Below are 26,844 nucleotides of genomic sequence, written 5' to 3' on the forward strand. Positions count from 1 at the left end.
CTACCGTCTGAGGGATATTGTCAATAGAGATTGCTCGTCCGCATCTATCGGTATAGCAATGTGAAATCGTTCCTCCAGATGCGCCAAGACAGCGGAGGCCGGATCGTCGGAATTTCCTAGTTCGTTGATTTGAAGTCCTGCGAGAGATCGCCCTCGGGGTGGGTGCAATGGGTCGAACGAGTTCATCAACTCGCCATCGATGGCATACTGAACCCACGCGGCCATGTTCACCGTGCGTCCGAACGAGACGTATCTAGTGCCATGGGAACCTTGCCGCGCAATTTGAGATTCCGATAGGAACGCCCCGAATGACTGGATAGCGAACGCCCATTCACTGATACGTCCCGTGCGAACTATTTCTGCCCCGGGCTCCATGAAACCGCTCTCCCTCAACTCGTCGTCGTCGAGATCATAGTATTCCAAGTCGCTCATCTCGGGATACCGGCCAGCGAGGTTGATGGCTTCAGCTTGCGCCCTCGTTAGCATGAGAGTATGCGCCGGATCACCCCCTATTCTGCGGATGAATTCTTCCTGAGTCACTCCTTCGCAGAAGGCGACACAGAAACCTTCACTGTAAGAATCGAGAAGCCAATTCACGCCGTCACTCATTTTCCCTCCATGCTTGCCCGGTCGTGGCAGACTTCACGACACGGCCGTGACAAAATTTGGATTCAGTGCACTGATCATTTCGGACTGAGTACCGATCGGGGGGATGACCTACCTCGGTGCTGGCCCTGAACGAAGTTTCCGTGCGTTGGGTGACGCATTCGAAGTCTCAAACTGCCGGTCCAGGAGTCCTGTTGACTCCCTATGCTGCCGCATTCAACCCGCCTTTTGACTGATCAAGTGGATGACGATACTCGTTGTATCTCAGGAATGGAACCGACGAGCACGGCGTAGCCGACTGCGGCAGCCTCGACAGTGTGTCTTTGCGCCAACCTGGCTGGGTTGCGTGAGTTGGCGTGGGGACGCGTGCGGGAAGTGGTGAAGCTCCTGGCAGATGAGTTGTCAACCAAGATCAACCTGTCCGCCTGGAGCTTCATGCGCTTGACTACCCATCGGGGGCTGGATCTGTCCATCTCGGCCCTTCGTTTTCTGTCCCGTCTGCTGACTGCCCGGCGCCGTGAACTCGGAACGCGGTGGCGTCTGCTCCCGGCGGACCGGCAGGCTCTGCTGGTCCTGGCCCACTTGTGGTGGGGGCACGTCGCCCTTGCGGTCGGAGCAGGTGCGGGGGTGCTGGGTTGGGGCAGTTCCGGCGTTCGCGCCTCCCACTTGCCCATGCGATTGTGATCTGGGCCCCGGCCGGCCCCGTGACCAGGGCATGCCGGGTGCCTTTGCCGCTGGGCATGTGGTGATTATCAGCCCTGAGCCACACTTGCCGCCCGAAACCGTGACGGGTCACCTACGCCGGTATGCCCCTCTCGGCGACGATCAGCCTCCGCAGATCCCTCAGTCGATTGCTCCGGCCCGATGGGGGAGTGTTCGAGCGCACCCTGGTCCGGCTGCCCGCCGTACGCGGCCTCCTGGCTGCGTACTGTCCGCGAAAGCGCCCGGCGTGGAGCACTCCCGCTAGTACTCCAGTGCGGTTTCGTGATCTATCCAGTCGGTTCGTCTCCGGAGCGTCGTCGGTAGTGGCTGCGGCGGGCTGTCGCCTGGTGTTTTCGCCGCCAGTCGGACCAGTGCAGCAGCTTGGCCGCTGACAGGACTGGTGGGTTGAAGACGGCGGCAAGTAGGTGTCGGATCTCCGGGACGGTCAGCTTGAGCGGGGGGCGACCGCTGGTGAGATGGGCCGACTGTGCGGGTCGCTCGGGTGTCGAGCTGGCGGCGATGGCGGTCAGGAAGGCCAGGGCGAGCATGGCGAGGGTGATGTGCCGGTGCCAGGAGGTCCAGTTGCGGACCTGGTAGTGGTCGAGTCCGACCTGGCCCTTGGCGGCCTGGAAGCACTCCTCGACGCTCCAGCGGACACCGGCGACGCGGACCAGCTCCGCAAGGGTGACCGTGGTGGGTGACCAGCACAGGTGGAAGGCGAGTTCGCCGGTGGTGCGATTGCGGCGGACCAGCAGGTGGCGGTGGTTGTCGCTGCCGATGTGGATCCAGGCTCAGTCGTAGTAGCGCGGGCCTTTCGCACCGGCTCCGGCGCTGTGCCGCTGCCAGGCGGTGGTGGGCAGGCGTGCGGCGAGGATGTCCGCGCGCATGGTGGTGCGGCCGTGGTTGATCCGTACCCGGGTGGAGCAGGCGACGGCCATCACGTAGCCGGTGCCGCGCGCTTCCAGGGAGGCACGAAGCTGCGGGTCCTGCCCGTAGGCTTCGTCGCCGGTCACCCACTGTGCCTCCACCCCGGCGTCCAGCGCGGCGGCGATCATCTCCCAGGCGAGTCGGGGCTTGGTCGCGAACTGCACCGTCTCGGGTATCCCGGCCGCCTGGCGGCGCCCGGGATCGGAGCACCAGGACTGTTCGGGCAGGTAGAGCCGCCGGTCGATCAGTGCCCGTCCCCGGCTGGTGGCGAAAGCGAGGAAGACGCCGACCTGGGAGTTCTCGATGCGCCCGGCGGTGCCGGTGTACTGGCGCTGCACGCCCGCCGAGGCCCGGCCCTTCTTCACGAAGCCGGTCTCGTCCACGATCAGCACTGCGCCCTCGGCGCCGAGGTGTTCGACGGCGTAGGCGCGGACGTCGTCGCGGACGGTGTCGGCGTCCCAGCGGGCACAGCGCAGCAGCCGCTGCATCGGACCCGGCCGCGCATATCCTGCCTGTTCGGCCGGCTGCCAGCAGTTCTTCCGCTCGGCACGCGACAGCAGTCCGAGCAGGTAGGCGCGGGCGGCAGCCCGGGGTTCAACTCGGCTGAACCGGCCCGCGATCCGGGCCATGACCTGCTCGAACATCGCCAGCCATCGGGCGCCGTCTATGCTGTGACCCGCGGCCACCGCAAGATCGTCATGAGTCCACACAACCCCTGATGATCACGCGGTGGCCGTTCCAGTTCTCACGTGAGTCCGATCCAAGATCACGAAACCGCACTGGAGTACTAGGATCTTCGGGTAACGAGTAGGCGAGTTGAGAGGACGCTCATGGCGGAGCTTGTCCGGCAGCAGAGTGTGGATGTGTACGTGGCTTTCCATGCATTCGGGCTGCAGGAGTCCGATGACGCCGGGCTGCCGGTGCCCTTTCCGGATGACTTCGACTCCGATGCCTTTCTCGGCGTCCATCCCGGGCGGCTGGACATCACGAGCGGCGGTCATACGCACACTGCGACGGTCGCTGTGGAGGTGTGGGACGGGCCGCCGCCTCACCAGGATCCGGCTGACTGGGATGAACAGGCCGAAGCGGACTTCAAATCAACCAGCGGCGAGGTGGCTGTCTGGTCGATGGCCCTCGGTCGTACCAACGACCTCATCAGGCTGGCCGATTCGGGTGGACCGTGGCGGGTCCGTGTCAGCTGCACGGGCCGGGCCGCCGCAGCGGCTCTGTCGGAAGATGAAGGCACCGGTCACGGCGTAGAACGCTACCTCGTACAGTTCTGGCCCCGGCGGTCGTGAACACGCGGCTGCGGTGACAGGGGAATCGTGGTGGATCCCCTGTCACCGCAGCCGCTCACTTAGCCGACGATCTTCACGATGAAGCCGTCGTCCATTCCGTCGAGGATACGGTTCTTGGCGTAAAAACTCTTCAGGATGAGGCCGCCTGCCTTGTTGTCATCCTTCGCGATCGGCTTAGCCGAGAAGTTGAACTTCTTCGCGTCCGCGTCGTAGTCCGGTTCCGCGGCCCCTTCATAGGTACTCGCGAACGGGTACTCGTCGCATTCCTTCTTCCCGCCGTTGGTGTAATTGGACCCCCAGTAGCGTTTGCACTGCTTGACGGCGGCCTTGCGGTTGTCCTCGTTGCGTTTTGCGCTCACAGTCCGGTGCAACGGGTCCTTGGCCGTCTGGCCGGGGACCTTCTTCGCCGACATGTACGGCTTGGTGTCCTGCGGGTTGAGGAACGCCTGCCTGATGTGCTGGGCCTCAGCGCGTTCCAGGGCTCCCTCCTTGGCGCTCAGGGTCAGCGTCGGCACGTAGCTGAACGTGGCCGCGCCCTTCTTCTCCGGATTCCCCCCGCCTGTGGAGTTGGCCAGATAGGTGGCCGTCTCCCAGCGCGGAGCCAGCATGAACAGCTTGCCGCCCAGGGCTCCGGTCAAGGTCCAACCGGCCGGCGGACTGTAGCTGATGACCGGTTCGTAAACCGCGAAGAGCAGATCGGTCGCGCCCGAACTGCCCTGGCCCGGCTTGGCCGTCACCGTCTCATGAAACGTGCGCAGCGCCTTCAGCTCCGCGAACGTCTTCGTGCCCGGCTTGTTGCCGCCACGGGTGTACCGCGCTCCTGCGGGCCAGCTCTTCGGGATGCTGCCCTTTGTGGTGATCGGCATCGCAGCCGCACCGGTTGTACCAGACGTTTCGAAGTCGGTGAAGTAGTACCGGAAATCGATTGTGCGGCTGTTCTTGGCAATTGTGCCGACCACCCGGACGTTGAACATGCTCTCGCCGACCGGCCGGTTGTTGCGCACCCAGGTTTGCAAGAACGACGCCCCGTTGCACACCGCGAACCGCGACTTGATGAAGAACGCCTTGTCGCTGCCCAGGCCCTTCTTGCATTCGTTGAATGTCATCGTCCGTGCAGGCTCAGGAGCCGTCGGAGTCGGCTCGGCGGACGCCGCCCGCTCATCCTGCGCAGGCAACTCCGTGCCGGAGTCCCGGTCCGACACCGGTGTGTAAGAGGCTGCGGGGCCCACCGTCTCCGCAGCCAGACCCACCCCCGGTTCCGCCTGCCGGGCCAGTTCCTGCAGCCGTTGCACGCCCCGGCCGCTTTGCAGTTCCTCCAGTGACGGCTTCGCAGCTCCTACGGGGAGTACGTACGACTCCACCCGCAGGTCGTCTGAGTTGGCCGCGCTCGACACCGCGGGTGCCGCCTGAGCGCTGCTCAGGCAACTGCCCAGCAGCCCCGATATCACAGCGCCAGCGGCCAGGAGATCCCTCAATCTCAAGTTGTTCCCCCTGTTGATGGTCAAGACAGTGCGTAACCGCGCCACGTTTGGCGTGTCCACGCAGGGTCGTACCGATCAGAGCACAGGGGCACGACAAACCCATTATCTGATTGTCATTTATCCTAAAAATGACATTTCAGTTGGCGTGATTTTGCGGCTGCCTGGCGCGATGACGCAGGCTCAGGGCCTTCTGCTCGGGCCGAAACAGGGGCGCTCCGGTTCTCCTTCCAGCCCGGCCCCGCAAGACCCGAAACCTGGCCGTCTTGTCGTTCGTCGAGACGAGAACCAACGTCGCCTGCTGGCTGCCCGCCGTACGAAGCCGTGGCTGCGCACGATCCTGGAAAGCGCCCGGCATGGTGCACTCCCGGAGCTCTTCTAGCCGTTCGTCACCGCGCGCCCCGCTCCCGACGGCTCCGGGCCGCCGGGCGGCACTAACCCCCCTGGCGTCGACAGCACCGCCCGTACGGTCTTGCCGCTCGGCGGGAACGGGATGCAGTCCCAGTGGTCGGCGAGGGCCTGTACGAGCAGCAGGCCCCGCCCACCCTGCGGTACCGCGCCGTCCTGCACCGTGCCGGTCGCGATCTGCGGATACAGGTCCCCGCGGGCGTCGCTGACCTCCACCCGCAACACCTTCGACGCCGGGTCCAGCACGAGCGTCAGCCGGAAGCAGCGGCCCCGCACATGCCCGTGCAGGACGGCGTTCGAGGCGAGTTCGGCGATCACGACCTCGCCACGCTCCGTGAGCGTCGGATGGACGTCCCAGGAGCACAACTGCCCCACCCCGAGCAGCCGCGCAAGCCGGGCGCCGCGCCGCGTCGCCGAGAACAGTTGGCTGAAGGTGCGCGAGCGGACGGTGGTTTGAGGGGTGGTGAGCTGCGGGGGAGCGGTTTGCGTCATGAGGCCAGCGTGGCGGCCGATTCGCCCGTACACGAGACCTGAACCCCGTACGCTGAGTCAGCGTACGGGCACGGGGAGTGGATAGTACGGGGGTCGGCGCTCACGATGAGTTGCGTGCGCGGGGGTCAACGGGCCTGAGAGCCAAGGCGTGGCAGAAAGGGGCGGCGCATGGACATCGCCGAGGCGGAAGCGACCATCACGGGTACGGACACCCGTGCGGTACCGCAGGGGGAGGGGGAACGGGAACCCCATCCGTCGGACAGCCTGCGCACGTTCGGCGCGGTCGTCCAGGCGTTACGCGAACACGCGGGGCTCAGCCGGAACGACCTGGCCGCCGTCGTCAAGTACTCCAAGCACACCGTGGAGTCGGTGGAGTTGGGCCGCCGGATGCCCGACAAGGCCTTCGTCGAACGGGCGGAGGGCGCCCTCGGCAACACGGGCGCGCTGCGGAAGGCGGCACGGCATCTCAGCCGGGGCGAGGCGGGGCTGGCGGCGTGGTTCCGGCGGTGGGCCCGGCTGGAGCGGGAGGCGGTGAGCCTGTGTACGTACGAGTGCAGGCTGGTGCCGGGGTTGTTGCAGTCGGAGGCGTATGCGCGGGCGGTGTTCGAGGGCACGATTCCGCTCCGGACGGATGAGGAGTTGGAGGCCCAACTCGCGGCTCGGATGGAACGGCAGCGGATGATGCTGGAGCGGCCGACGGTGCCGTTCAGCTTCATCGTCGAGGAGCATGTGTTCCGGCGGCGGTTCGGGGATGCGGAGGCGATGCGGGGGCTGTTCGATCACGTGCTGAAGCTGACCGCGCCGCGGAACGTGACGCTTCAAGTGGTGCCGCTGGAGGCGGGGTTGCACGCGTGCCTGGATGGGCCGGTGCAGGTGCTGGAGACGCCGCAGGGGCGGCGACTCGCGTACTCCGAGGGGCAGGAAAACGGCCGCCTCATCTCCGACCCGAAACAGGTGAGTGTGCTCTGCCAGCGCTATGAAACACTGCGCTCGCAGGCCCTGAGCCCGAAGGACTCCAGGGACCTGTTGGAGCGACTGCGAGGAGAGCTATGAGCAGCGGTACGACGGAACTTGCCTGGTTCAAGTCCAGCTACAGCGGCAGCCAGGGCGACAGCTGCGTGGAGATCGCGATCGCCGAACAGGCTGTGCACGTACGGGATTCCAAGGATGTCTCCCGCACGCCCTTCGCTGTGCGGTGTGAGGGCTGGGAGCCCTTCGTGAGGTTCGTGTCCGGGTTCTCGGCGTAGCCGAGCGCGGCGGCTGCCGAGGTCTGACGACGACCTCGGCAGCCGCCATTTCCGCCGAGAGTTCCGGGCGATCAGTGACCGTCGCTTGGCGGATCCGACTCAAGGCTGCGGAGGTAATCGACCCGCTTCCGCAACTGTTCGGGCGTCTCCTCCTGCTTCCGAGATTCGCGATCCTGGCCGGTGCCAGGGGTGGCCGAGAGTGGGTTTCCGTGCCTGTCGGTCACCACGAACAGACCGCCTCGCCCATCCCCGTCATGATCGTCCTGGCTCTCCGTCGCTGACAGGATCGCCAGACAGACGATCCCAACTCCGACAACAACGCTGGCGAGTAAGACGTTTCGGCGCATGGCCACCTCGGTCCACCCTGCGACTTGGGGGCCCCAATCTATCGACGCCGGCACCGGCCTGGGTCAGTTGTGGCGCGGGCCCTGGCCGGGGGTGGGGTGAGCGTTGAGCGGTACGTGCCGGACTCGCCCTCGGTGAGCGGGTTCTCCAGGGTGAGGCCGGCGGTGGCCATGCGGTCGTACTCGGCGAGGATCAGGTTCTTGGTGCGGTACTCGCCGTGCGCCTTCATGTCGTTGTCGCGGGTGACGTTGAAGGTGTCCAGGATGTAGGCGGTGTCGTCGCGGGTGATGCCGTAGAGGTGGAAGAAGTAGGAGTCCAACTCGGCGCGAATGATGGCACGGCGGTCGGGGTCCCAGCGGAAGGGGGCTGCGGAGTCACCGAGGTCGCGGGCGAAGGGGGTCATGTCGGTTGCGGTGTAGGCGAGTTCGAGGACGCGCGGGGTGATGAACGCTGCGTGCGGGGCGAGTTGGTTAAGAGCAGGGACAGGCATCTGTTGGATGTAGCCGTAGGTGAGGTGTGTGCCGCCGATCTTCTGGCGGACGCAGTAGTCGCAGACCATGGATGACCAGGCAGCGCAGAGCAGGGGAGCGTGGTCTGGCGAAGCAGGGAGGGCCAAGGGGTAGGGGTGGCCGAAGCTGTGGGCAGGCGCAAGAGCGCTGATCAACGTCCGCTCGTCGCTCGCCCGGCAGATGTCCCGCCAGCCGAAGACCCATTCCCGGTCCCACCCCCTGGCCGTCAGACGGCTGCGGACGCTCAGCTCTACGATCGGCTCGCCGTTTTTGTCGACCTCCCCGGTGGGAACGTCCTGCTCCGGCACCCAGTAACGAGGCAGCGGCACAGCGGCAGCGTCCTGGTGCTGCTCCACGGTGAAGCGCGGGAGGGTGCCCACGGCGAGCTGCTTCTCTGTTGCGTTCTCGTAGGTGGAGAAGCGGTGGTCGTAGTGATGCAGCATCTTCGCCTCGTACAGAGGGAGAAGACGCTCCTTGCCGCGGGCGAGCACGTTGCCGTCAAGGGCCCAGCCGGTCTTGACGAGGTCTTCAAGCGTCTCGGCGTTCTGGGCGGAGGGGCGGAACAGATGGGAGTCGTCCGACATGTGGAACATACGCATGAGCGCGATGCCCCAAGAATTCCCGCCTACCGCCTTCGTCTCGTCGACTAGCACCGGCACCCGGCGGTAGATCCCCAGCGCGATCTCGGCGTCCCGGCGGCTCTGGAAGACCGGGCACGTGCCGGAGTTCGGGTTGAGGAGCTGGATGTCGCGGCCCGTCAGAGGGTAGGAGCGCTCCCGAATTTGCTCGGTCTGACGGACCCGGAAGGCGATGGAGATCGGCTCGTCGGGAGAGCCGGAGCCCGCCATGCAGAACAGAGCGAAGTTCACGCTGTGATGGACACCAGGAAAGACCTTCTCCTCGTTTTCGAAGCCGTACAGCGCGACCAGATGTCCCTTGGTGATGAGGTCCTTGAAGAAGAACTGCGTTGTTGCGTCCGTAGCGATCCCCGTCGGTACGATCACTCCCGTCCGCCCCTGAGGCCCCGTCAGTGAGCGGTCGCTCTCCGTGAAAACGGCGTATGTATTGATGTCGCCGCGTCCCGTCAGCGGGAACCGATCGCTGGCCCGCAGAAAGTGCTTTTCGCCTTCCGATCGACGCTTTGCGGCCCCAAACTCTGCGTACAGGCGCGCACCGTCGCGATCATCCCGCAGCTCGGCGATAAGCCGCTTGCGGGCAGCCGCGTTCTTTGCCGCAGCGATACGCGGATCCCGCTGCGCGAAGAACTCCTGTTCCTGAAGCTTCACCCGCTCCCACGGCGGATTCCCCACCACCGCATCAAACCCCCCGGCCCACCCGGTCCCAGCCTGCACCCCGACCCCCGACTCCGGAACCGAGAACACCTCCGGAAACTCAAGATGCCAGTGGAAGAAGCTGTACTGATCCCGCAGCCGAAGAATCTCCCCATGCGTCGCATCCGGCACCGCCGACTGATCCCGCCCCCGCAGCGCCCGGAACACCTGATCCGTAGGTGCCTCCGGCGCACCCTCATACTTCGGCCAGACGAAGGCCGCGCACCACGCGTCGGCGGCGTGCAGGTCGTGAACGTACGCCGACGACTCCGTGTACGCCCGATACGCCTCCTCCTGCTTGCGCACCTCCTCCAGGGAGTCGGCCGGAGCCGCAATGATCCGGGCCAGTTCCGCCGCGTACTGCTCGTTGCTGGGCAAGCCGTCCGTGTCGAACAGCAGCTCGTCCTGCCCGCCCCGCTGGGCCCTGTTCCGCTTGACGAGTCCGGCTGCGTACTTCTTGTCGTCGCCCTCGATCGGCTTGAAGGCGTCGTCGGGCACACCGTCCGCCAGCAGCTTCGGCGTCGCGCCGATGAGCCCGTTGCCCTGCCTGATGTGCGCGTCGAGGAAGCTCAGCGGCTTGCCGGGTTCCAGGGCCTCCAGCCACAAGGACACCTTGGCCAGGTCCACGGCCATCGGGTTCAGGTCAACGCCGTAGATGCACCGCGCGACGACCTCGTGCAGGGCGTGCCGCATGGCGTCGAGCGGCGGCTCGGGGGTGTGCTCGCGTACCGACGCCACCCGCTTCGCGATACGCCGGGCCGACGCGACGAGGAAGTGCCCCGACCCACACGCCGGGTCGCACACCGTTAGAGACAGCAGCTCGGCGACGATGTCGTCCGTCGGGTCGGGACGACCGGCCTCCGCCGCCCGCTCCTCGCCCCGCTTGACCGCGTCGTCGATGACCGGGTCGAGGGTCGTGTCCAGCAGGCACTCGATGAGGGAGGACGGGGTGTAGTAACTACCGGTCGTCTTACGGCTGTTGCCCGCCACCTCGATCAGCTCGAACGAGCGGTCCGTGGCCGAGTGCTTGGGCTCCAGCTCCAGCAGGGACTCGTAGACCGAGCCCAACTCCTCGGCGTCCAGGTGCCGATAGTCGACGGGCCGCCAGCGCCGCGCGCCGGGGTCGCGGACCTGGGCGAGGTGCCGTACGGCCGTGAACAGCGCCTCGTTGGACAGCTTGAGCCCGTCCAGCGGCGCGTCGGCGTCCTTCCGTGAGAACAGGCCACCCAGACCGGGCAACCCCAACTCCCGCCGTCCGCCCTCCGTGCCCAGGGCGTCAAGAACGATCCGCAGCGCCTCGTACTGGTCCCCATGAGCCGTCCCCTGCCGCCGCCGCGCCCGCTCCCGCAACCGCGCCGAGGAGAAGTACCGCTCGTACGCCTCCCGCTCCCGTTCTCCGGCGTTCGGATCGAGCAGTGCCCCCCGGTCCTCGGCGACGAAGACGAACAGCAGCCGGTACACGAGCCGCAGCAACGAGTCCCGCAGCGCCTTCGGGTCCACGTCCTCCCGCAGCCGGGAGTTCTCCGGGTGCCGCAGGAAGCCCGTACCGAGAACAGTCAGCGCGTTCTGCACGCCGAGCCGGAGTTGGTCCAGGGCACGCGCGCCCGAAGTGACGGCCTCCGTACGCCACTTCTCCAGCCAGCACCCCGAAGGCGCCGCCCCTCCGCCACCGCGAACCGGGAGGCGTGCAGCAGGCTGTACAGCAGTACGAACTCGCTGAACAGCTCGCCGTCGAACAGCGCCTCCAGGTCGAACTCGACGTACGCGGCCGTGGAGAAGGACGACGAGTCGCGCAGCAGCCGCAGCCGACGACCGTTCGTCAGCACCGCCCACAGGTGGGCCTCGGTGCGGTTCAGGCAGTCCTGGAGCATGGACTGCGCCGGGACCTGACCGGCCGCCGGGCGCTTGTCCAACTCCTGGTTCCAGGGGATCAGATGCACCAGCGCCGGACCGTGCCGGTGCGACACCGGGAACCGCTTCTCCGGGTCGGAGTCGGCCGGGATACCCGCCGCCCCGACCTCCGCCAGCGCGCCGAAGTCCAGCTTGCGGAAGAGCTGGGCGAGCCAGTCGGTGCCCGCGCGGCCCGTCGGGTCGGCGGACGGCGCGCCCGTGACCGGGTCCGAGGGCAGCGCGGTGCGCAGTTCGCGCCACAGCGGCTTGAGGTACTCCCACGCGCGCTCGGCCTCGTCCCGCACGGGGACCGACGCGGGCAGGCCGTAGTCGGCGGGTTTGGTACCCGGCAGGTTCCGGGCCTCGGCGATGCGCAGCAGCATGTCGGCGGGGAGGAGTCCGCCGACCGTGGTGACGGCGGTGAAGGCCAGGGCGGTACGGGTGGCGGCGGCGGACATCAGGCTTCGGCTCCGGACACGGTAGAGGCGGCGGGGGCGGCTGGCGGCAGGTACACGTACACGCCGAGGACGTCGGCGGGCTCCTGCGGGACGACCTTCAGGCCGCGGACAATCTCCTCGTTGGCCTTGCGCACCCGGCGGTGCGAGGCGTCGAGGTCGGCGGCGAGCTGTGTGCCGTACTCGGCGAGATGGCCGGACAGGCCGTCGAGGCCGTCCAGGTCGCGGCGGATCTGGTTGTGGGCCAGCTGCTCATGGGTGTTGGCGGTGGCGCGGGCCGCGAGGAGCGCTGTGGCCGCGTCCTCGTCGAGCCAGCGGGCGCGCGCGGGGACACCCTCGTAGGCGAGCAGGCGGGCGTCCTCCGCGACCACCTGCCGCTCGCCGGTGCGGGAGGGCAGCGTGAGGTGGAAGCGGTAGCGGACCAGCAGCAGCGTGGTGCGGATGCCGACCGCGTCCGTGGTGATCACCCCGCAGCGACGGGCCGGGCGGGGGCCGGGGGTGTTGGCGTCGAGCGCGGAGTCCAGGACGTAGGAGGCGACGGCGCCGATCGCCGGGTCGGTGCGGACGAGGGCGGCCTCGCCGCGGGCGATGGCCGGGGAGGTGCGGAAGGGAATCTCGCGGTCCTCCTCGACGAGCCGGCCGCCGAGCGTGGCGGCGAGCGCGTCGCGCAGACCGGCCGGGGCGCCGCCGAGCTGGGCGGTGAAGTCGCCGCTGCCGTCGCGCGGGTCGCGGATGAGGGCGTCCAGGTCGCGCAGCGCCTCCAGCGTGAACTCCCGTACCTCCTGCGCACCGCCGAGCGCGGCCCGTACGGCGGTGACCTCGCGGGCCACCTCCTCCGGGTGGATGGCACGCTGGGCGTACTTGGAGCGGGAGGTCTTCTCCCGCTCGGCGGCCGAACTCCACTCCCGCTCGATACGGTCGAAGGACTCCTGGTGGCCGTCCATCTCGAACAGGCTCTCCTGGCTGCCCTGCCGCCCGTGCAGCAGCAGCCACTCCACCACTGCGTCGGTGACGCCGGAGGCGGTCTCGTCGGGGACGGAGACGGAGATGCCGAGGTCCTTCTTGATCTGGCGGTGCTTCTTGAACAGCACCTCCAGGACCTTGCCGTCGATGCCGTTGTCCTCGCCGTACATGGTGATGACCCGGACCTGGTCGCGCTTCTGGCCGTACCGGTCGACGCGGCCCTCCCGCTGGTCGTGGCGGGTCGGGTTCCAGGCGAGGTCGTAGTGGACGACGGCGTCGAAGTGGTGCTGGAGGTTGACGCCCTCGGAGAGACAGTCGGTGGCGATCAGCACGCGGCGCACGGCCGGGTCGCCGGCCTCCTCGGCGGAGTCGGCGGCCAGTTGCTCGATGCGCTCCAGACGCTGCTGCGGGGAGAGCGTGCCGGTCACGGCGGCGATCTTCGTCTTCTTGCCGAGCTTGCCGTCCAGTTGCTCGGCGAGGTAGTCGGCGGTGGGGATGTAGCGGCAGAAGACGATCGGGTTGTAGCCGTCGGCGATCAGGGCCTTGAGGTGCCGGGTGAGCGCCTTGAGCTTGGCGTCCTCGGCCGGGCCCGCCAACTGCTCGGCCAGGGACGCCAGTTCCAGCAGCTGCGCACTGGCCTGCTCGGACTCGGCGGCGCCCGGTGCGACGTCCATGCCCTCCAGGCGGTCGTTCTCGGCGGAGTCCGCGGCCACCGGGGCGCCCAGTACGTCCGCCTCCTGCGCGGTGCGGGCGGCGGCGGACTCGGAGCGGGTCTTCAGGGTCTGGGCGGCGGCAGCGGGGGAGGACACCATCGAGCGCAGCAGCGCGATCACCGACCACCAGGCGATCCGGGACTCCCGCTTGCCCTGCTCACCGGCGGCCTGGACGCGGTCGCGCGCGTAGGCGATCGCGTCGTCCAGCAGGGCGCGGTAGGCGGGCGTCAGCTTGTACGGCTCGTCCTTCGTCCAGCGGTCCGAGGGGAAGGCCGTGCGCTCGGCGAGGGAGTCGTCGGCGAGGCCGTCCTCCTTGGTGAGGTAGTCGCGGACGTCGGCGCGCTTGCGGGCCACGAAGTGCTCGGCGAGCTTCGCACGTCCGGCCGGGGTCTCCAGGTCCAGCGTCGCCAGCTCCGGCCGCACCAGGCCCAGCAGGTTGCGGAACGCGGACTCCTTGCCGGAGTGCGGTGTCGCCGTGAGCAGCAGCAGATGCCGGTTCGCGTCGACGGAGACGCGGCGCAGCAGCTCGTACCGGAGCTGGTTCGCGGACGACGTACGACCCTGCGGGTCGTCCGCGGCCACACAGGCGTGGGCCTCGTCCACGACCACCAGGTCGGGACAGTGCCGTACGAAGTCCTCGCGGTGGCGGGTCGACTTGATGAAGTCCGTCGAGATGATCGTGAACGGGTGCTTGTCGAACAGGGACTGGCCCAGCTCCAGGCCCCGCTCCAGACGCGACACCGTGGACGCCAGCACCAGCTCCGCGTCGATGCCGAACTTCTCCCGCAGCTCCGCCTGCCACTGCTCGGCCAGCGCCGGGGAGCACAGCACCGCCAGCCGGGTCGCCTCGCCCTGGGCCAGCAGCTCCTTGACGATCAGGCCCGCCTCGACGGTCTTGCCGATACCGACGTCGTCGGAGATCAGCAGCCGTACCGTGCGCTGCCGCAGCGCCATCAGCAGCGGCACCAGCTGGTACGCGCGCGGCTCCACCGCGATCGACGCCAGCGAACGGAACGGGCCCGCGCCGGAACGGAACCCGATGCGCAGCGCCGTGCGCAGCAGACCCGCGGCCCGCTGGTCGCCCAGGTCGGCCGGGCTCGGCCGGGCGAACTCGGCCGGGCGCACCTCCTCGAAGGACGGGAAGACGGCCGCGATGTCGTCGTCGCTCCCGCCCAGCGGGCGCAGCACCAGCATGCCGGGCTCGCTCTCCGGCAGCACCACCCATTCCCGGCCACGGGCGGCGACCAGGGAGCCGGCTGTGTACGTGAGGCTCATCTGTGTCTCGGTTTCCTCGGAGTCGAAACGGGGGGCGGCGGTCAGCGCAGCCGGAAGTAGGTCGGATTGTTCTCGACGATGGCGTCCCAGTCCGCGTCCGTCGGGAAGCGCAGGACATCCCAGCCGGACTCCTCCAGGCGGTACCCCGCCTCGATGTCGCGGCTGGAGTCGGGCTCGTGGCCCGGACGGTCGACGAACACCGCGAGATTCGCGCCTTCCGGCCGGAAGACATAGTCCGGGCAGGCCGCGGCCGCGTCGACGAAGGTGCTCGCCTCGTCCGGCAGCCGGTAGCCCTTGGCCTTCAGCCAGCCGGGCAGGTCGCCCGCGGCCACGAGCGCCGCCAGGTCGGCCTCCACCGGCGTCGGCGCGGCCGTGTTCCCCGGCGCGGAGGCCGGAGAAAGCCTGCGGAACTGCTCGCTGCGGGACTCCCCGCGGTCCTCCCGCCGGGTCAGCGCCCGCGACAGGCGCACCAGCAGCGGCTTGGCGGCGTGCCGGCTGAGCTGGCGGTGGTGCGTCTGGTTGGCGTACGTCAGCAGACATGCGTAGCAGCCGCGGGCGCACTCCTCGCCACCCTCGGGACCGTGCTTGTCGGCGCCGCTGGACGGGTCGAAGTGGCAGATCTCCAGCGCGGTGCGGGCGGCCTTGGCCAGGGCGTCCTTCTCGTGCTGGATCCGGCGCAGCACCCCCGCGCCGCCCTCGGCGGCCTCCGTGAACAGGATGCGGCGGCGCGGGCGCTCCTCCGGCGGCAGCAGCTCCGCCGTCAGCTCGGAGTCCTCCAGCTCGAACGCCGCCTCGATACCCCGCTCCAGCGCGTACAGGAACGACAGCGCCTCCGGCTCGGGCAGCGGCTCCTCCAGGGTGACCACCAGGATGTTGCGGCGGTCCTCCACGAACGGCAGCACCCGCGCCTTGCGGCGCTTCTCGTTGCCGTCCTCGTCGACCACCGGCATGCCGGTGCCCTCGATGGCGTCGGCGGCGGCCCGGTCGTTCAGCCAGCGGCCGTCGCCCAGGTCCAGCCAGTACCCGTCCTGCTCGCCCTCCTTGTCGCGCACCCGGCCCAGGTTGGTGATCCGGACGGTGGCGGAGTCGCCGTAGTCCAGGTCCAGCACGGGGGTGCCGTCGCCGTCGGTGACGTGCGAGGTCAGCCGGCCCTTGCGGACGCCGTGATCCTGGAAGGCGTACGACGTCTCCAGCCGGAAACCGGCCCGCCGGCGCTCCTCCTCGTCCGAGGAGATCCGCTCGCGCGGGGTCGTGTACACGGTGTGCAGATGCAGCAGGCCGGTGCGCTTGGAACGCAGTTCCTCGCCGCACATCGTGCACCGGTCGGTGCCCGCCCGGACCGGGTAGTGGTAGCCGCAGCCGTCGCAGCGGCGGGCCTCCGCGGTCGCCAGGTCGCCCGACGCGTCCGGCGGCAACTGCACACGGGTCACCTGGTAGCGGGCGCCCTCGTGGTAGATCAGCGCGCCGGGGCCGAACTCGCGGATCGCGAGGAAGCGGGGCCGCTGGAGGTAGTCGCCGTCGGCGTTGCGCCGGTTGCCCGAGCGCGGGATGTACGCGGCCAGCGGCAGCCTCGGGAAGCTGTACCCCGGCAGGAAGCCCTCCGAGGCCAGATACCGGTACGGGTTGAAGTCGCTCATCACCGACTTGCTGTCCACCGACCGGTTCAGCAGCAGGTTCGTCTGCGTCTCCGCCTCCCGGCGCCGCGAACGCGCCCGGCTCTGCTCGCCGGGGGAGAGGGTGTGGTCGACGACGCGCTTGTTCTGCTCGTACTGGTCGATGACCGCGGCCCGGAACAGGTCCCGCCACCGGTCGAAGGCCCGGTCGAAGGCGTGCGGCGCCTGCTGGATCCGGTCCTCGATCCACTCGTCGTACCACCAGGTGGTCTTCTCGAACTCCGGGATCAGAGGCGCGAGTACGGTGCGGGCGGTGGCGGTCGCGCGTCTGCGGGCGTCCTCGTCGAGGGACGCGCCGAGGACGCCCGGCAGCAGCGGCAGCGGCATGTGCGGGTCGGGCCGGTCACCGCCGTCGGGGTCGTAGGCGACATCGACGACCTCGGGGATAGCCGAACCCAGCTTCATCCCCGTCTCCGCCAGCCAGATGCCCTGGAGGTGGGAGCGGACCAGGTCCTCGTTGGCGAGGTCCAGGCGCGGCGGGGCCACCTGTCCGGCCACCATGTCCTTCGACTTGCCGAAGTAGTACTGGTCGTGGCTGTTACCGGTCGCGCAGTACGTCGTGACCAGCGCCGGCTGTCCCGAACGGCCCGCACGGCCCGAACGCTGGGCGTAGTTCGCCGGGGTCGGCGGCACATTGCGCATCAGGACGGCGTTGAGCGAGGAGATGTCCACGCCCAACTCCATCGTCGGCGAGCAGTACAGCAGGGGGAGTTCGGCGCTGCGGAACTCCCGTTCCCGATCCAGCCGGTCCTCCGGGGGGACCTGCGCGGTGTGCTCGCGCGCGTACAGGCCCGCCAGTTCGGCGGCGGCCGTGCGGTACAGGTCCCGGAAGAAGGGGTTCACGCGCGGTCCCTCACCGCTGCTGTAGGTGCGGGCCAGCGGGTCGATCGCGCCGCGCTCGCCGTCCCCGGCCCGCCAGATCAGCGCCGCCGCCGACACCCGGTAGCCGGTGCGCTTCTCGGACGCCCGGCGCCGGAAGGCCGGACCGGAGGACTCCGGAGTGGCGTCCACCTCCCGCACCAGATCCGCCTCGCGCAGCACCTTCAGCAGGTCCTCGATGACGCACTGCACGTCGTCCAGGGTGGCCTTGCCCTTGCCCTTGTCCTTGTCATTGCGCAGCTCCGGCATGTTCCGCTGGAGGTACTTGCCGAACTTGCCGCGCGCCGACAGGAACAGCGCGGTGCGCTCCATACCGGGCCGGGAGCCGTACGGGTAGGCCGTGCCGACGGCCGGGCGGTCGCTGTCGCCCAGCACCCACGGCCCGGTCAGACGCTCCTCGCTGGCCCGCTGGAGCACGTCGAAGTCGTCGCGGAAGTACTGCACATCGATCGCGAGGGCCCGCCGCATGAAGTCGAGCAGGGTGCGGGCGACCTCCTCGCGCAGCGCCGGGTCGGCCTCCCGCAGCACCCTGTGCGTGGCCTGCCAGCGCTCGTCGCGGGCCGCGACCCAGTCCAGGTCCTCGTAGTCGATCCGCAGCAGACCCGTCTGCTCCAGATTCGGCATGGTGATGCGCCAGCCCCGCTCCAGGTCGCGGTAGAGGCGGTAGCCGACGACGTCGCGGAAGGCCTTCGTCGCCCGCCGTTCCATGGACGGCGGCAGGTCCGTACCGGCCGCGTAGTCGCGGGGGGCCAGACCCATGACCTCGGTGACCGCCTCGGCCAGGTCGTCGTGGCGCAGCCCCTCCTCGCCCGCCTGGAGCGCGGCCCGGTACAGGGCACCGCGCAACTGGGTCACCTGCGCGAAGTCGTTGAAGTGCCCGGCCTGGAGGGAGGCGTCCTGCCGGTTGTCGACGAAGGTCAGCAGCTTGCGCGCTTCCTTGCTGAGGCTTTCCTCGGGGACCGCGCGCAGCGACTTCACGATCGACGCCGAGATCAGCGAGGTGGCCGAGGACCGCCCCTCCTGGTCGAGCGTGGCCAGCTTGGCGAAGTCACGGCCGCGCGTCTGCTCGTAGGACACCTGGCAGTGCACGCAGAACAGGAACGGCGCCGGGACGAACGCGGCGACCAGCCCCTCGCCCGACTCGTTGCCGTAGGGGTCCACGACGACCCGCTTGGGCAGCCGTGGCCGGTAGGACTTCTTCACCACCGCCAGGCCCTGGGCGTCCGTCTCCAGCCAGGACTCCGGCAGCCGCCGGTCGTCCACGGCCTTCTGCGGGTCCGCGGGCCACTCGTAGTCCTCGCCCGGCATGCCCACGTACAGATAGCCCTCGCCCGCACGGCCACCGGAGGCGGAGGTGTCGCGGCGCGGCTCGTAGCGGAACGCGCCCTGCTCCTCGGTGCGCCACACGGTGAGGTACTCCTGACCGCACTCGCGGCAGAAGGCCAGCGGGAACAGCGGCTTGCCGTCGCTGCCCGGCTGCTCCAGCTGGTAGGTGCGGGTCAGCGGCCGGGTCAGCGGGTCCTGAAGGGTGGTGTAGACGGTGTCGCCCTTGGAGAGGAACTGGTGCAGCCGGAAGGCGAACAGCGGGCGTTCGGTCACCGGGTGCTTGGCCTGCGCGCCCGCTTCCAGGGTGGCGCGGATGGCTTCCCGCACGGTCTCCTCGGGAACGCCGGTCCGCTCGTGCAGCTCGGCCGCCGCCGCCTCGACGGTGGACGGGGCGCAGCGGCGCAACCGGCCCGTGCCCTCTTCGTGCTCCAGCCCGAACCGGGCCTCCACCCAGCGGGCCAGCGGGTCCTTGGTGAGTGCCTCGTACGAGCGGGGCGCCGCGGCCACCCGCAGCCGCTCGGCGGGGACGGACTCGGGAGGCTCCTCGGTCGCCCGGACCAGGGTCTCGCCGATCACTCGGTACGGCAGGACCGTGGTACCGAACAGTCGCCCGGCCACCCTGGCCACCTCACGCTGCTGGTCCTCCCAGGAGCCCTCGGTGGACATCGTGGCGGAGGTGCCGATGCACTGGAGGGTCGCCGAGGCACGGCAGGCCTCGCGCACCCGGCGGATCAGGAACGCCACATCGGCGCCCTGCCGGCCGCGGTAGGTGTGCAGTTCGTCGAAGACGAGAAACTGCAATCCCTCGGCCTTGGAGATCAGACCGGTGCGGTCATCCGGCCGGGTCAGCATCAGCTCCAGCATCACGTAGTTGGTGAGCAGGATGTCCGGCGGGTTCTTGCGCAGCTCCTCGCGCTCCTCGCGGGACTCCTGACCGGTGTAGCGGGCGAAGGTGACCGGCTCACGGCCCTTGCCGAAACCGTGGCGCAGGTACTTCTCCAGCTCGCCGAGCTGGGAGTTGGCGAGCGCGTTCATCGGGTAGACGACGATGGCCCGCACCCGGCCGCCCGCCTTCGGCCCCGCCGCCTCGCGCTCCTTCAGTACGTGGTCGACGATCGGGACGATGTACGACAGGGACTTGCCGGAGCCGGTACCGGTGGTGAGCACATAGGAGGCACCGGCCTGCGCGGCCTCTATCGCCTGCCGCTGGTGCAGATGGAAGGTGAGCGGACGTCCGTCGGGACGCGGTGAGGACTCCTTCTTCCCGGCCTGGAAGATCTCCGCGCACTTGGGGTGCAGCAGCCCGTCCCGGACCAGGTCGGTGACCTGGCCGCCGTCGGCGAAGAAGGGGTTGAGCGACAGCCACGGGTCCGGCCACTGCGACTTGTTCCGCAGATCGTCCGAGACGAAGCCGTCGATCCGGGCATCGCGGATCACCGTCGAGCTCTTGGTGAAGTTCTCGTACTCGCGGATCAGATCGGCGTGGATGCCGAAGACGTCCATGGACTCGGGCAGCCGCGGCACCCGGCGCGGTACGGGCGCCGGGGCGGCCGGTGCCGGTTCGGGCAGGAGGGCGCGCAGCCGGGCCACCGGGTCCATGGCCTGCCAGTGCGGAGCCAGCAGCGTGGCCCTGTCGTCCGGTTCGAGCGCGAGGGGCATGAGCGCCTCGCGGACCATGGCCGCGTTGTCGGGCCGGTTGTCGGCCTCCTTCTCCAGCAGCCGCTCCACGAGCCGGACGAGTTCGGCGGGCAGGTCGGGGCGGACCAGGGTGAGCCGGGGCGGGTCCTCGTGCTGGTGCTGCTCGGAGAGTTCGTAGGGCGTTCTGGCGGAGAAGGGCGGGCGCCCTATCAGCAGCTCGTACAGGATGCATCCGAGCGCGTACAGATCGGCGGACGCGGTGACCCGCTCGGCGCGGAACTGCTCGGGCGCCATGTACCGGGCCGTGCCCACGCTGACACCCGTGCTGGTCAACCGCGTCTGGTCGGGGTCGTCGACGACGGAGCCCATGCCGAAGTCGAGGATCTTCAGCGTCCCGTCGCGGGTGAGCATCACATTGGCCGGCTTCAGATCGCGATGGACGACCCCGGCCGTGTGCGCGGCGGTGAGGCCCGAGGCGATCTGCGCGCCGATCGCGGCCACCCAGGAAACGGGCAACTGGGGCTCTTCGTCGACGAGATCCGCGAGCGGATTGCCGTCCAGCAACTCCATGGCGAGATACGGCAGTCCGCTGCCGGTCGCGCTCTCGTCCACACCGCCGTCGATCAACAGGGTGAGATTGGGGTGCCCCTGGGAGAGCATGCGCATGATGCGCACCTCCCGGCGAAACCGGTCAACCTCCTTGTTGGGTCCGGAGGCGTCGACGGCGACCCCGGTACGCGACCGGAGCACGGTCTTGACGGCGACCTCCTGATGCGGCGAGTCCGGAGCGGCCTCCAGGTCCAGGGCCCGGTGTACTTCGCCCATGTTCCCGCGGCCCAGAATCCCCGTGATCCGGAACCGTCCACCGACCGTCTCCTGGCCCACTGGCCCCTCCCGCTTCACCCGTCGCACCAAGGTGGGTACTTTCCGTAGGGAGCGTACACCTTGTGTGTTGACGAGCATCACACCAGCCTGTTGACGTTGTCAACGGGCAAGGTAGGCTGCGGTGAGCGCGAGGTACCCGTCGACTGGCGCTCCGTACTGTCTGGGGCGCGTGGCTCAGCGCGGCCACGCGTCCATATGACGTCACATCCGGACGCGATCAGCCGATGTCCGGATCATCGGCTTCTTCGAGGAGGCGCGCCGCGAGGTCGTCGGCCCACTCCACTGCCCAGGCGCGGAGAGCGGTGATGGTGGCGTCATCGAGCCCGTAGGCGGCGAAGGCCTCGTCGTCGGTCCACTCGGCGCCCGTGAGGTTCGCTTGCAGGTCCTCGCGCTCGAAGCGGCCTCGGGCGTGGCGGCGGCCGAACTCCTCCAGTTCGGCATTGGTCCAGCGGCGGGAGGCTGCGAACACGTCGATCAGGTCGCGGGGCGCTCCGCGGTCGGCGAGGGCGCGGACCTTGGTCCCGATCACGTCCTCCTCTGCGAGGACGGGCCCGTACCGGCTCTGGGCAACCGGCCGCCAGAAGATCTCCTTGAGGATGTCGACTTCGCATCCCTGCCCGGTGGCCGGGTCGGACACGGTGAAACGGGCGGACAACGGGGCGGTCTCCAGCGACTGCACCTTCCAGCCGCGGGATTCCAGGCCGACGCGGAGCGTGGCGGCGATGTCCGCCATGGGCGCCGGGTTCTCGGTGGCGACGTCGAGGTCCTGGCTGGGGCGATTCACAAGGCGGTGCGCCCGCACGGCGTATCCACCGGTGAGAACCAGCGGATACGGGGAACCGAGCGCGATCACATCCGCCAGGAGCCGCGTGTGCAACTCCGGCATGTCCGTCACGCAGCCGCCCGGGTGCGAGAGGCGAGCTGGGGGAAGGCGTCTTCCCACACGGTCCGCACGGTACGACCGACGAGGGTGCGCAGCACCGGCCACAGGTCGAGGAGCAGATCCCGGTTGAGGTAGCGGGGCAGGTCGTCGTGCAGGCCCTCGTGCAGGACGGTGCGGTACAGCCCCATGCGCTGGCGCGGCTTGCCCAGGTCGTACGAGGTCATCCCGGACCAGGCGATGTGCAGCGGAAGTTCCACGACACCGTCGACCGGTCCGTGCAACTCGTCCAGCGACTCCGGCAGCCGGCACCGGAACTTCTCCCGGTACCGAGCGAGGTCCTCGGCATCCGCGTCAGAGAGGTGCTTCTGCGTGGGTGCAGGGTCGTGTGGGCTGGAGGGCATGCCTCCATTATTGCGCCGGAGAGATGGTGCGGACCCTGGGAGGCAGACTCTCGCCCTTGACGCTCGATGCCCCTCCTGCCGCCCATCTCTGCGCCTCAGGAGGGGAATCGCGATGTTTCTCCCAGAGCCCTCAGATGTCCCGGAAGAGACCAGCCAGCTTTGTAGCCTGCGGCGATGGGTGATTAGTGGGCGCTGACCTGCAGGAATGGCCTTTCGGTTGTTTCACGCTCTTGCCTGTTGATGCAGCCGAAAGTCCCAGAAAAGTCCCAGGAGACTCCCAGCGCCAGGGGATGATCTTTCCGCCTTGTATAGGCTGTGCAGACGCGTGTACTCCGGACTTGCGACGGTTACGCGGGACGGAGGCCCGACGCCGGGGGTCTCGCGCATGCAGTCAAGTGCTGCCGCACTCGTCTTCACTCAGACCCGAACTTACGCGGGTGGCCGGAGGGTCATCTTGGGGCGAGCATGATGGTCAGGGTGACTGCGTTGTGGCTGTGGAGCTGGTCTGCGCCGTACTGCTGCGCGATCGAGCGGGCGTCGATGGCGAGCTGCGTGTAGATGTGGGGTGTGGGGTCCTCGTCGAGAGCGAGGGCGAGCGGGCGGGCGATCTCCCGGGCGATCCATCCGAGGAAGACCCCTTGGTGCTGGACCTGGATGGCGTTCGGGTCGGCCTCGTTGCCGGGGTCGCGGACGAGGTCGAGGGGGGTGCCTGCCGGCAGCTGCGCGAGGTGGGCGTCGTTGCCGCTGTGGCGGACGCCGCGCAGGGGGCAGGTGAAGGTCCCGGTGCCGCTGAGGATCGCGGCCTGGGTGGCGCGAGGGCTTCGGCGTTCGGTGCTGCGGATGAGGAGGCGGGCGGTGTCGGGGTCGGTGAGCGTGGTGATCTCGTCGGTGGTGAGCTGGCTGAGCCAGTCGAGGAACTGGCGGAAGGTCGGCTCCGGATAGGGGCAGTTGGCGGCGAGAGTGGTCGCGGTGGCGCGGTCGTGGATGCCGATGCTGGAGGCGTAGCAGGCGGCGGGGCTGCCGACCCCGTATTTGATCATGGCGGGGAGTGCGGCCAGGTGGCCCTCGGCGGGGACGCCGCGCCGGAGTTCGAGGATCTGGAGCAGCGCGGAGACGACCCAGGCGAGGTCCTGGACGATGATCTTGTCGATCGCGCTGGTCGTCGCAGTGATGTCGGGGGTGAGCAGGTTGCCGTGGTGCCTCTGGTGGAGTTCGGCCGCCGGGAGGCCGGCGATCCAGTCGGTGGCTAGGGGGACGAGCGCGGGAGCGGCGACCTTCTTCTGGCGGATGCCGCGCTGGACTTCGTGCACGTCCGCGGCGAAGGTCAGGATGAGGCGCTGCAGGTGGGGCCAGTGCTCGGCGGTGAGCAGTTCGGGTCGTACGTCGAGGACGGTCTGGATCTGCTCGGCGGCGGCGAGTGCGTCGGTGCCGCCCTGGACGCTGAGGCCGGAGCGGACGATCGCGGCGCGTGCGGGCCGGTCGGGCAGTCGCTGGGCGATGGCGGCGACGCGGCGGGCGGAGAAGCGGGCCAGCGGGGCCAAGGACCAGTCCTGGGCGCCGAGTTGGTGTCCGGCGAGGGTGTCGCCGAGGAGTGCTTGGGCGGCCTGCTCGAGGAGGTGCTGGTCGGGAGTGTCGACGACCTCCTCGGCGAGCAGGGCCAGGAGCTGGATGTCCAGTCCCGCGGCCCACTCGGCCAGTTGTCCGCCGGCGGGGTCGGCCAGGTCCAGCGCCGTGAGATCCTCGCCGGTGCCCGGCCGGTGGCCGAGGCGGGCGGTGATCAGCTCGTAGTAGAGCGAGGCGAGCGTGGAGACGACCGGTTCGATCCTGTCCCGGTCCAGATAGTGGCGTCGCAGTTCCTGGGCGGCGCTGGAGTCCTTGGCGATCAGCACGACGTGGCCTTCGGTCTCCTGGCCTGCGCGGCCGGCCCGCCCGGCGGTGTTCCAGAAGTCGCGGACGCTGACCCGCTCGCCCTGGCCGCGCCAGGTGTCCGGGACGAGGACGGTCTTGGTGGGCAGGTTCATGCCCTGGGACAGGGTGCTGGTCGCGCACAAGACCCGGAGCGCCCCGTTGCGGTAGGCGCGCTCGAGGCAGTTGCGGACGGCTTGGGGGACCTCGGCGTGGTGGTAGGCGTAGCCACTGAGGACCATGAGGGCCAGCTCGTGGCTGGTGCCGATGTGCCGGCCGATCTCGGCGGAGGCTTCCAGGCGCCGACGGGCGACCTCGGCGCTGAAGGATCCGTCCGCCATGCCGAGTTTCGGCGCGCCCTCCTTCTTCAGGGCCTCGCCCAGGGCCTTGGCGGCGGCGCGGGCCTTGACCTTGGTGGGCTGGGCGATGAGGACGGGGCCGAGCCGGTCGAAGTGCAGGGCCAGGGCCGCGGCGACGTCCTTGGGCGCGCTGGGGAAGAGGTTGACGCGCTTCTTGTGCCGGGTCAGGACGCGGGGGAGGAAGAAGTCGCCGTTGCCGCCGTTGCCGTAGTCGATGGCGCCCTGTTGTCCGTCGGCGTCGCGGCCGCGCCAGGAGAAGACCCCCCATCCTCAGGCGCGAGGGCGACCAGTTGATGCTGGCGAGGTTGGTGGCGTTGGCGGCGGGTTCGAGCCAGCGGGCGAGGTCCTCGCCGTTGGGCAGGACGGCGGAGAGCAGGAGGAGGCGGGCGGCCGGGGCGGTGCGGCGGATACGAGTCAGCAGCATCTCCAGGCGCAGTCCGCGCTCGGAGCGGTCGATGGCGTGGCCCTCGTCAACGAGGACCAGGGCGAGGCGTGCCGCCAGTTCGGGCATGTTGCGCAGCAGCAGGTCGAGTTTTTCGCTGGTGACGACGAGGACGTCGGTGAAGTCCAGGAGCTGCATCTCGTAGCGGACGTGCTCGGCGCCGCCGAAGAGGGAGGAGACCCTCAGGCCGAGCAGTTCGAGGCTCTCGGCCAGGTGTCGCTCGACCTGGGCGGCGAGGGCGCGGGTGGGGACGACGTAGACGGCGAGCCGGGAGACGAGCCACCAGCGGTTCTCGTCGCCGGGCCGGGGGGCGAGGGCGTGGAGGATGGCCCACTCGGCGATGTGGGTCTTGCCCGCCGAGGTGGGCATGGTCACCGCCATGTTCCGCGCGGCGGCGTCGACCAGGCCGGCGTCCAGGGCGGCGCGTTGGGAGGGCCACACCTGGATGACGGGCCGCTCGGCGACGATCAGGGCCTTGAGGTAGTGCTCCCACAGGCGGCCCCAGGTGGCCGCGCGGCGCAGCAGCAGCCAGGGCGAGGTGGCGACGATGTCCTCGGCGACGTGGGCGAGGGAGTCGATCAGGGTCCAGGTGTCGGCCACCGAGGCGTCCAGCAGGATGGAGGCGGCCTTGCGCAGGTCGGCGACGGCCGCGTGGCCGGCGGACCGGTTGCCGGTACGCCACAGAGTGGCGAGGTTGCGTGCGGCCCGTCCGGCGAGGCCGTAGGCGGCGAGCACGGCGGCGTCCGCCACATCGGCCCGCCCCTCGGCGGTTTCCCCCAGGAGCCGCTGGCCCAGGACACGAAGGTCGTCGGCGGTCTGCTGGCCCAGGCGCGAGACCTCGTCGAGGTCACGGCGCAAGACTGCTCCGGTCAGTTCGGCGATCCGGTACGGAGCGGCCGTGGTCGGCGTCTCGAAGACCTCGAGCTCGCCGAGGGCGAACAGCGACCGTGCCTCGCGGGTGAAGGCGACGGCGAGGGTGGCGGCGTTGGCCTGGTAGCCAGCCAGACTCCACATCGTCGCGGCGATCGCCAGCAGCTCCACTCGCCGTGGGTGCGCGGCCTCGTACCTCTCGGCGAGGTCGGCGTACGCCTCGGCGATCTCGGTCAGCGGGCCGGCATCGGCGCGGCGTTCGCGTGGGGTGCGGGTGAGCTGTCCCAGCCGGGCGAGGGTCAGGCCGTTGCGCATGCCGTCGAGGTCGTAGGTGTAGGCGACGGGGGCGCCTTCGAGGCTGATCTGGTCGCCCAGGACGTGCGAGCGCAGCTGGGCGCGCAGACCCGGGGCGGCGTCGCCGTCGGTGAGGACTTCCTCGCCGAGCCGGTGGAGGGTGCCGTTGTAGTCCTTCACGCCGCGGTGTCCTCGCTGGTCTCGGTACGGCGGGGGCCGGCGCCGGTTTCGGCGGCTTCGAAGACTCGGGCGACGAACGCCTGCAGTCCGCGGATCTTGACGACCGTCAGTTCGGTGGGCTGGGTCACCATGCCCGCTAGGAGGTCGACGACGTCGTCCTTCCATGCCTGGGCATCGTGTACAAAGACCATGTGCCGCTCCACCACGCGTTCCTTGGGGCGGCGCAGCAGGCTGGCGAGATGGCGTACCAGGAACTGGTGGTCGCGCTCGGCGCAGCGAACCATCGCGAAATGAATGCTCTCGTCCAGGCGGACGAGGACCTTCTCCAGGCTGTCGTACGCCTCCTTCCCCAGGTCCCGTTTGCGTGTGGCGCGGGTCTTCACCTCGGGCACGGCGATCACCGGCGGCGTCTGGCGGAAGCGGAAGGCGAGTACGTCCGTGCCTTGTACGGCCTGGTTCGGGGTCTGCTT

At 69.2% G+C, this 26,844-nt stretch carries 14 protein-coding genes and 3 pseudogenes; 5 read left to right on the forward strand and 12 right to left on the reverse strand.

All coding sequences use genetic code 11. The annotated features are described in order from the left end of the window. Both GA0115233_RS40765 and GA0115233_RS33955 read right to left on the reverse strand, forming a co-directional pair. Entirely contained in the window at window positions 1-609 is a 609-nt protein-coding gene (locus GA0115233_RS40765) for a DUF6461 domain-containing protein (protein ID WP_141689609.1), read from the reverse strand. A 986-nt stretch (window positions 610-1,595) separates the two neighbouring features. Continuing rightward, window positions 1,596-2,864: pseudogene (locus GA0115233_RS33955) on the reverse strand (IS701 family transposase). A 201-nt stretch (window positions 2,865-3,065) separates the two neighbouring features. Here GA0115233_RS33955 and GA0115233_RS33960 point away from each other — a divergent pair. Then, window positions 3,066-3,533: a hypothetical protein gene (locus tag GA0115233_RS33960; RefSeq protein WP_093724187.1), complete on the forward strand. Its 468-nt coding sequence runs from the start codon at window positions 3,066-3,068 to the stop codon at window positions 3,531-3,533. 59 nt (window positions 3,534-3,592) lie between these two features. Here the strand turns inward: GA0115233_RS33960 and GA0115233_RS42030 are convergent, their stop codons facing one another. Continuing rightward, window positions 3,593-5,038, reverse strand: a complete 1,446-nt coding sequence (locus GA0115233_RS42030; protein ID WP_255310448.1) for a NucA/NucB deoxyribonuclease domain-containing protein — start codon at window positions 5,036-5,038, stop codon at window positions 3,593-3,595. Here GA0115233_RS42030 and GA0115233_RS40770 point away from each other — a divergent pair. Continuing rightward, window positions 5,031-5,393 carry a hypothetical protein gene (locus GA0115233_RS40770; RefSeq protein WP_141689611.1) on the forward strand — a complete coding sequence of 121 codons (363 nt, stop codon included), beginning with the start codon at window positions 5,031-5,033 and terminating at the stop codon, window positions 5,391-5,393. The genes GA0115233_RS42030 and GA0115233_RS40770 overlap by 8 nt on opposite strands. Here the strand turns inward: GA0115233_RS40770 and GA0115233_RS33970 are convergent. Next, a complete protein-coding gene (locus GA0115233_RS33970) occupies window positions 5,390-5,911 on the reverse strand; it encodes an ATP-binding protein (RefSeq protein WP_093724198.1) in 522 nt (173 codons plus the stop codon). The two genes, GA0115233_RS40770 and GA0115233_RS33970, sit on opposite strands and share 4 nt — an antisense overlap. A 168-nt stretch (window positions 5,912-6,079) precedes the next feature. Between GA0115233_RS33970 and GA0115233_RS33975 the strand changes: the two genes are divergently transcribed. Together GA0115233_RS33975 and GA0115233_RS33980 are read left to right on the forward strand one after the other, a co-directional pair. Next, entirely contained in the window at window positions 6,080-6,964 is an 885-nt protein-coding gene (locus GA0115233_RS33975) for a helix-turn-helix domain-containing protein (protein WP_093724188.1), read from the forward strand. After that, window positions 6,961-7,158, forward strand: a complete 198-nt coding sequence (locus tag GA0115233_RS33980; RefSeq protein WP_093724189.1) for a DUF397 domain-containing protein — start codon at window positions 6,961-6,963, stop codon at window positions 7,156-7,158. Before GA0115233_RS33975 ends, GA0115233_RS33980 begins: the two co-directional genes overlap by 4 nt. 385 nt (window positions 7,159-7,543) lie before the next feature. Here GA0115233_RS33980 and GA0115233_RS33990 read toward each other — a convergent pair whose 3' ends face one another. From GA0115233_RS33990 to GA0115233_RS42465, 8 genes and pseudogenes are all read right to left on the reverse strand, one after another. Then, entirely contained in the window at window positions 7,544-10,915 is a 3,372-nt protein-coding gene (locus GA0115233_RS33990; RefSeq protein ID WP_369691390.1) for an Eco57I restriction-modification methylase domain-containing protein, read from the reverse strand. Continuing rightward, window positions 10,900-11,691 (reverse strand): hypothetical protein, encoded by a 792-nt coding sequence (locus GA0115233_RS42460; protein WP_369691391.1) that lies wholly within the window; start codon window positions 11,689-11,691, stop codon window positions 10,900-10,902. Before GA0115233_RS42460 ends, GA0115233_RS33990 begins: the two co-directional genes overlap by 16 nt. Continuing rightward, window positions 11,691-14,639, reverse strand: coding sequence for a DEAD/DEAH box helicase (locus tag GA0115233_RS33995; RefSeq protein ID WP_093724191.1), 2,949 nt, complete (start codon window positions 14,637-14,639; stop codon window positions 11,691-11,693). Before GA0115233_RS33995 ends, GA0115233_RS42460 begins: the two co-directional genes overlap by 1 nt. A gap of 41 nt (window positions 14,640-14,680) precedes the next feature. Further along, window positions 14,681-21,040, reverse strand: coding sequence for a protein kinase domain-containing protein (locus GA0115233_RS34000; protein ID WP_093724192.1), 6,360 nt, complete (start codon window positions 21,038-21,040; stop codon window positions 14,681-14,683). Between the two features lie 217 nt (window positions 21,041-21,257). After that, window positions 21,258-21,926 carry a nucleotidyl transferase AbiEii/AbiGii toxin family protein gene (locus tag GA0115233_RS34005; protein WP_176712039.1) on the reverse strand — a complete coding sequence of 223 codons (669 nt, stop codon included), beginning with the start codon at window positions 21,924-21,926 and terminating at the stop codon, window positions 21,258-21,260. Between the two features lie 5 nt (window positions 21,927-21,931). After that, complete coding sequence (locus tag GA0115233_RS34010) at window positions 21,932-22,324, reverse strand: hypothetical protein (protein WP_093724194.1); 393 nt, start codon at window positions 22,322-22,324, stop codon at window positions 21,932-21,934. A gap of 449 nt (window positions 22,325-22,773) precedes the next feature. Next, window positions 22,774-24,570, reverse strand: a complete 1,797-nt coding sequence (locus GA0115233_RS34015; protein ID WP_093724195.1) for a helicase-related protein — start codon at window positions 24,568-24,570, stop codon at window positions 22,774-22,776. Window positions 24,571-24,952: 382 nt separating this feature from the next. Then, window positions 24,953-26,215, reverse strand: a pseudogene (locus GA0115233_RS42465) (DEAD/DEAH box helicase); the annotation flags it as partial. A 182-nt stretch (window positions 26,216-26,397) separates the two neighbouring features. Here GA0115233_RS42465 and GA0115233_RS42470 point away from each other — a divergent pair. Then, window positions 26,398-26,514 (forward strand): annotated as a pseudogene (locus GA0115233_RS42470) (hypothetical protein); the annotation flags it as partial. Between the last annotated feature and the right edge of the window lie 330 nt (window positions 26,515-26,844).

The sequence above is a fragment of the Streptomyces sp. DI166 genome (genome assembly GCF_900091315.1).
Taxonomy (GTDB): domain Bacteria; phylum Actinomycetota; class Actinomycetes; order Streptomycetales; family Streptomycetaceae; genus Streptomyces; species Streptomyces fuscus.

Excerpts from the sequence above, each read along its gene's own strand:
- GA0115233_RS34005 (WP_176712039.1), bottom strand. The coding sequence starts at position 21,926 with ATGCCGGAGTTGCACACGCGGCTCCTGGCGGATGTGATCGCGCTCGGT.
- GA0115233_RS33975 (WP_093724188.1), top strand. The coding sequence starts at position 6,080 with ATGGACATCGCCGAGGCGGAAGCGACCATCACGGGTACGGACACCCGT.
- GA0115233_RS42460 (WP_369691391.1), bottom strand. The coding sequence starts at position 11,691 with ATGTCCGCCGCCGCCACCCGTACCGCCCTGGCCTTCACCGCCGTCACC.
- GA0115233_RS40765 (WP_141689609.1), bottom strand. The coding sequence starts at position 609 with ATGAGTGACGGCGTGAATTGGCTTCTCGATTCTTACAGTGAAGGTTTC.
- GA0115233_RS34010 (WP_093724194.1), bottom strand. The coding sequence starts at position 22,324 with ATGCCCTCCAGCCCACACGACCCTGCACCCACGCAGAAGCACCTCTCT.
- GA0115233_RS33995 (WP_093724191.1), bottom strand. The coding sequence starts at position 14,639 with ATGAGCCTCACGTACACAGCCGGCTCCCTGGTCGCCGCCCGTGGCCGG.
- GA0115233_RS34015 (WP_093724195.1), bottom strand. The coding sequence starts at position 24,570 with ATGGCGGACGGATCCTTCAGCGCCGAGGTCGCCCGTCGGCGCCTGGAA.
- GA0115233_RS40770 (WP_141689611.1), top strand. The coding sequence starts at position 5,031 with ATGGTCAAGACAGTGCGTAACCGCGCCACGTTTGGCGTGTCCACGCAG.
- GA0115233_RS33980 (WP_093724189.1), top strand. The coding sequence starts at position 6,961 with ATGAGCAGCGGTACGACGGAACTTGCCTGGTTCAAGTCCAGCTACAGC.
- GA0115233_RS33960 (WP_093724187.1), top strand. The coding sequence starts at position 3,066 with ATGGCGGAGCTTGTCCGGCAGCAGAGTGTGGATGTGTACGTGGCTTTC.
- GA0115233_RS33970 (WP_093724198.1), bottom strand. The coding sequence starts at position 5,911 with ATGACGCAAACCGCTCCCCCGCAGCTCACCACCCCTCAAACCACCGTC.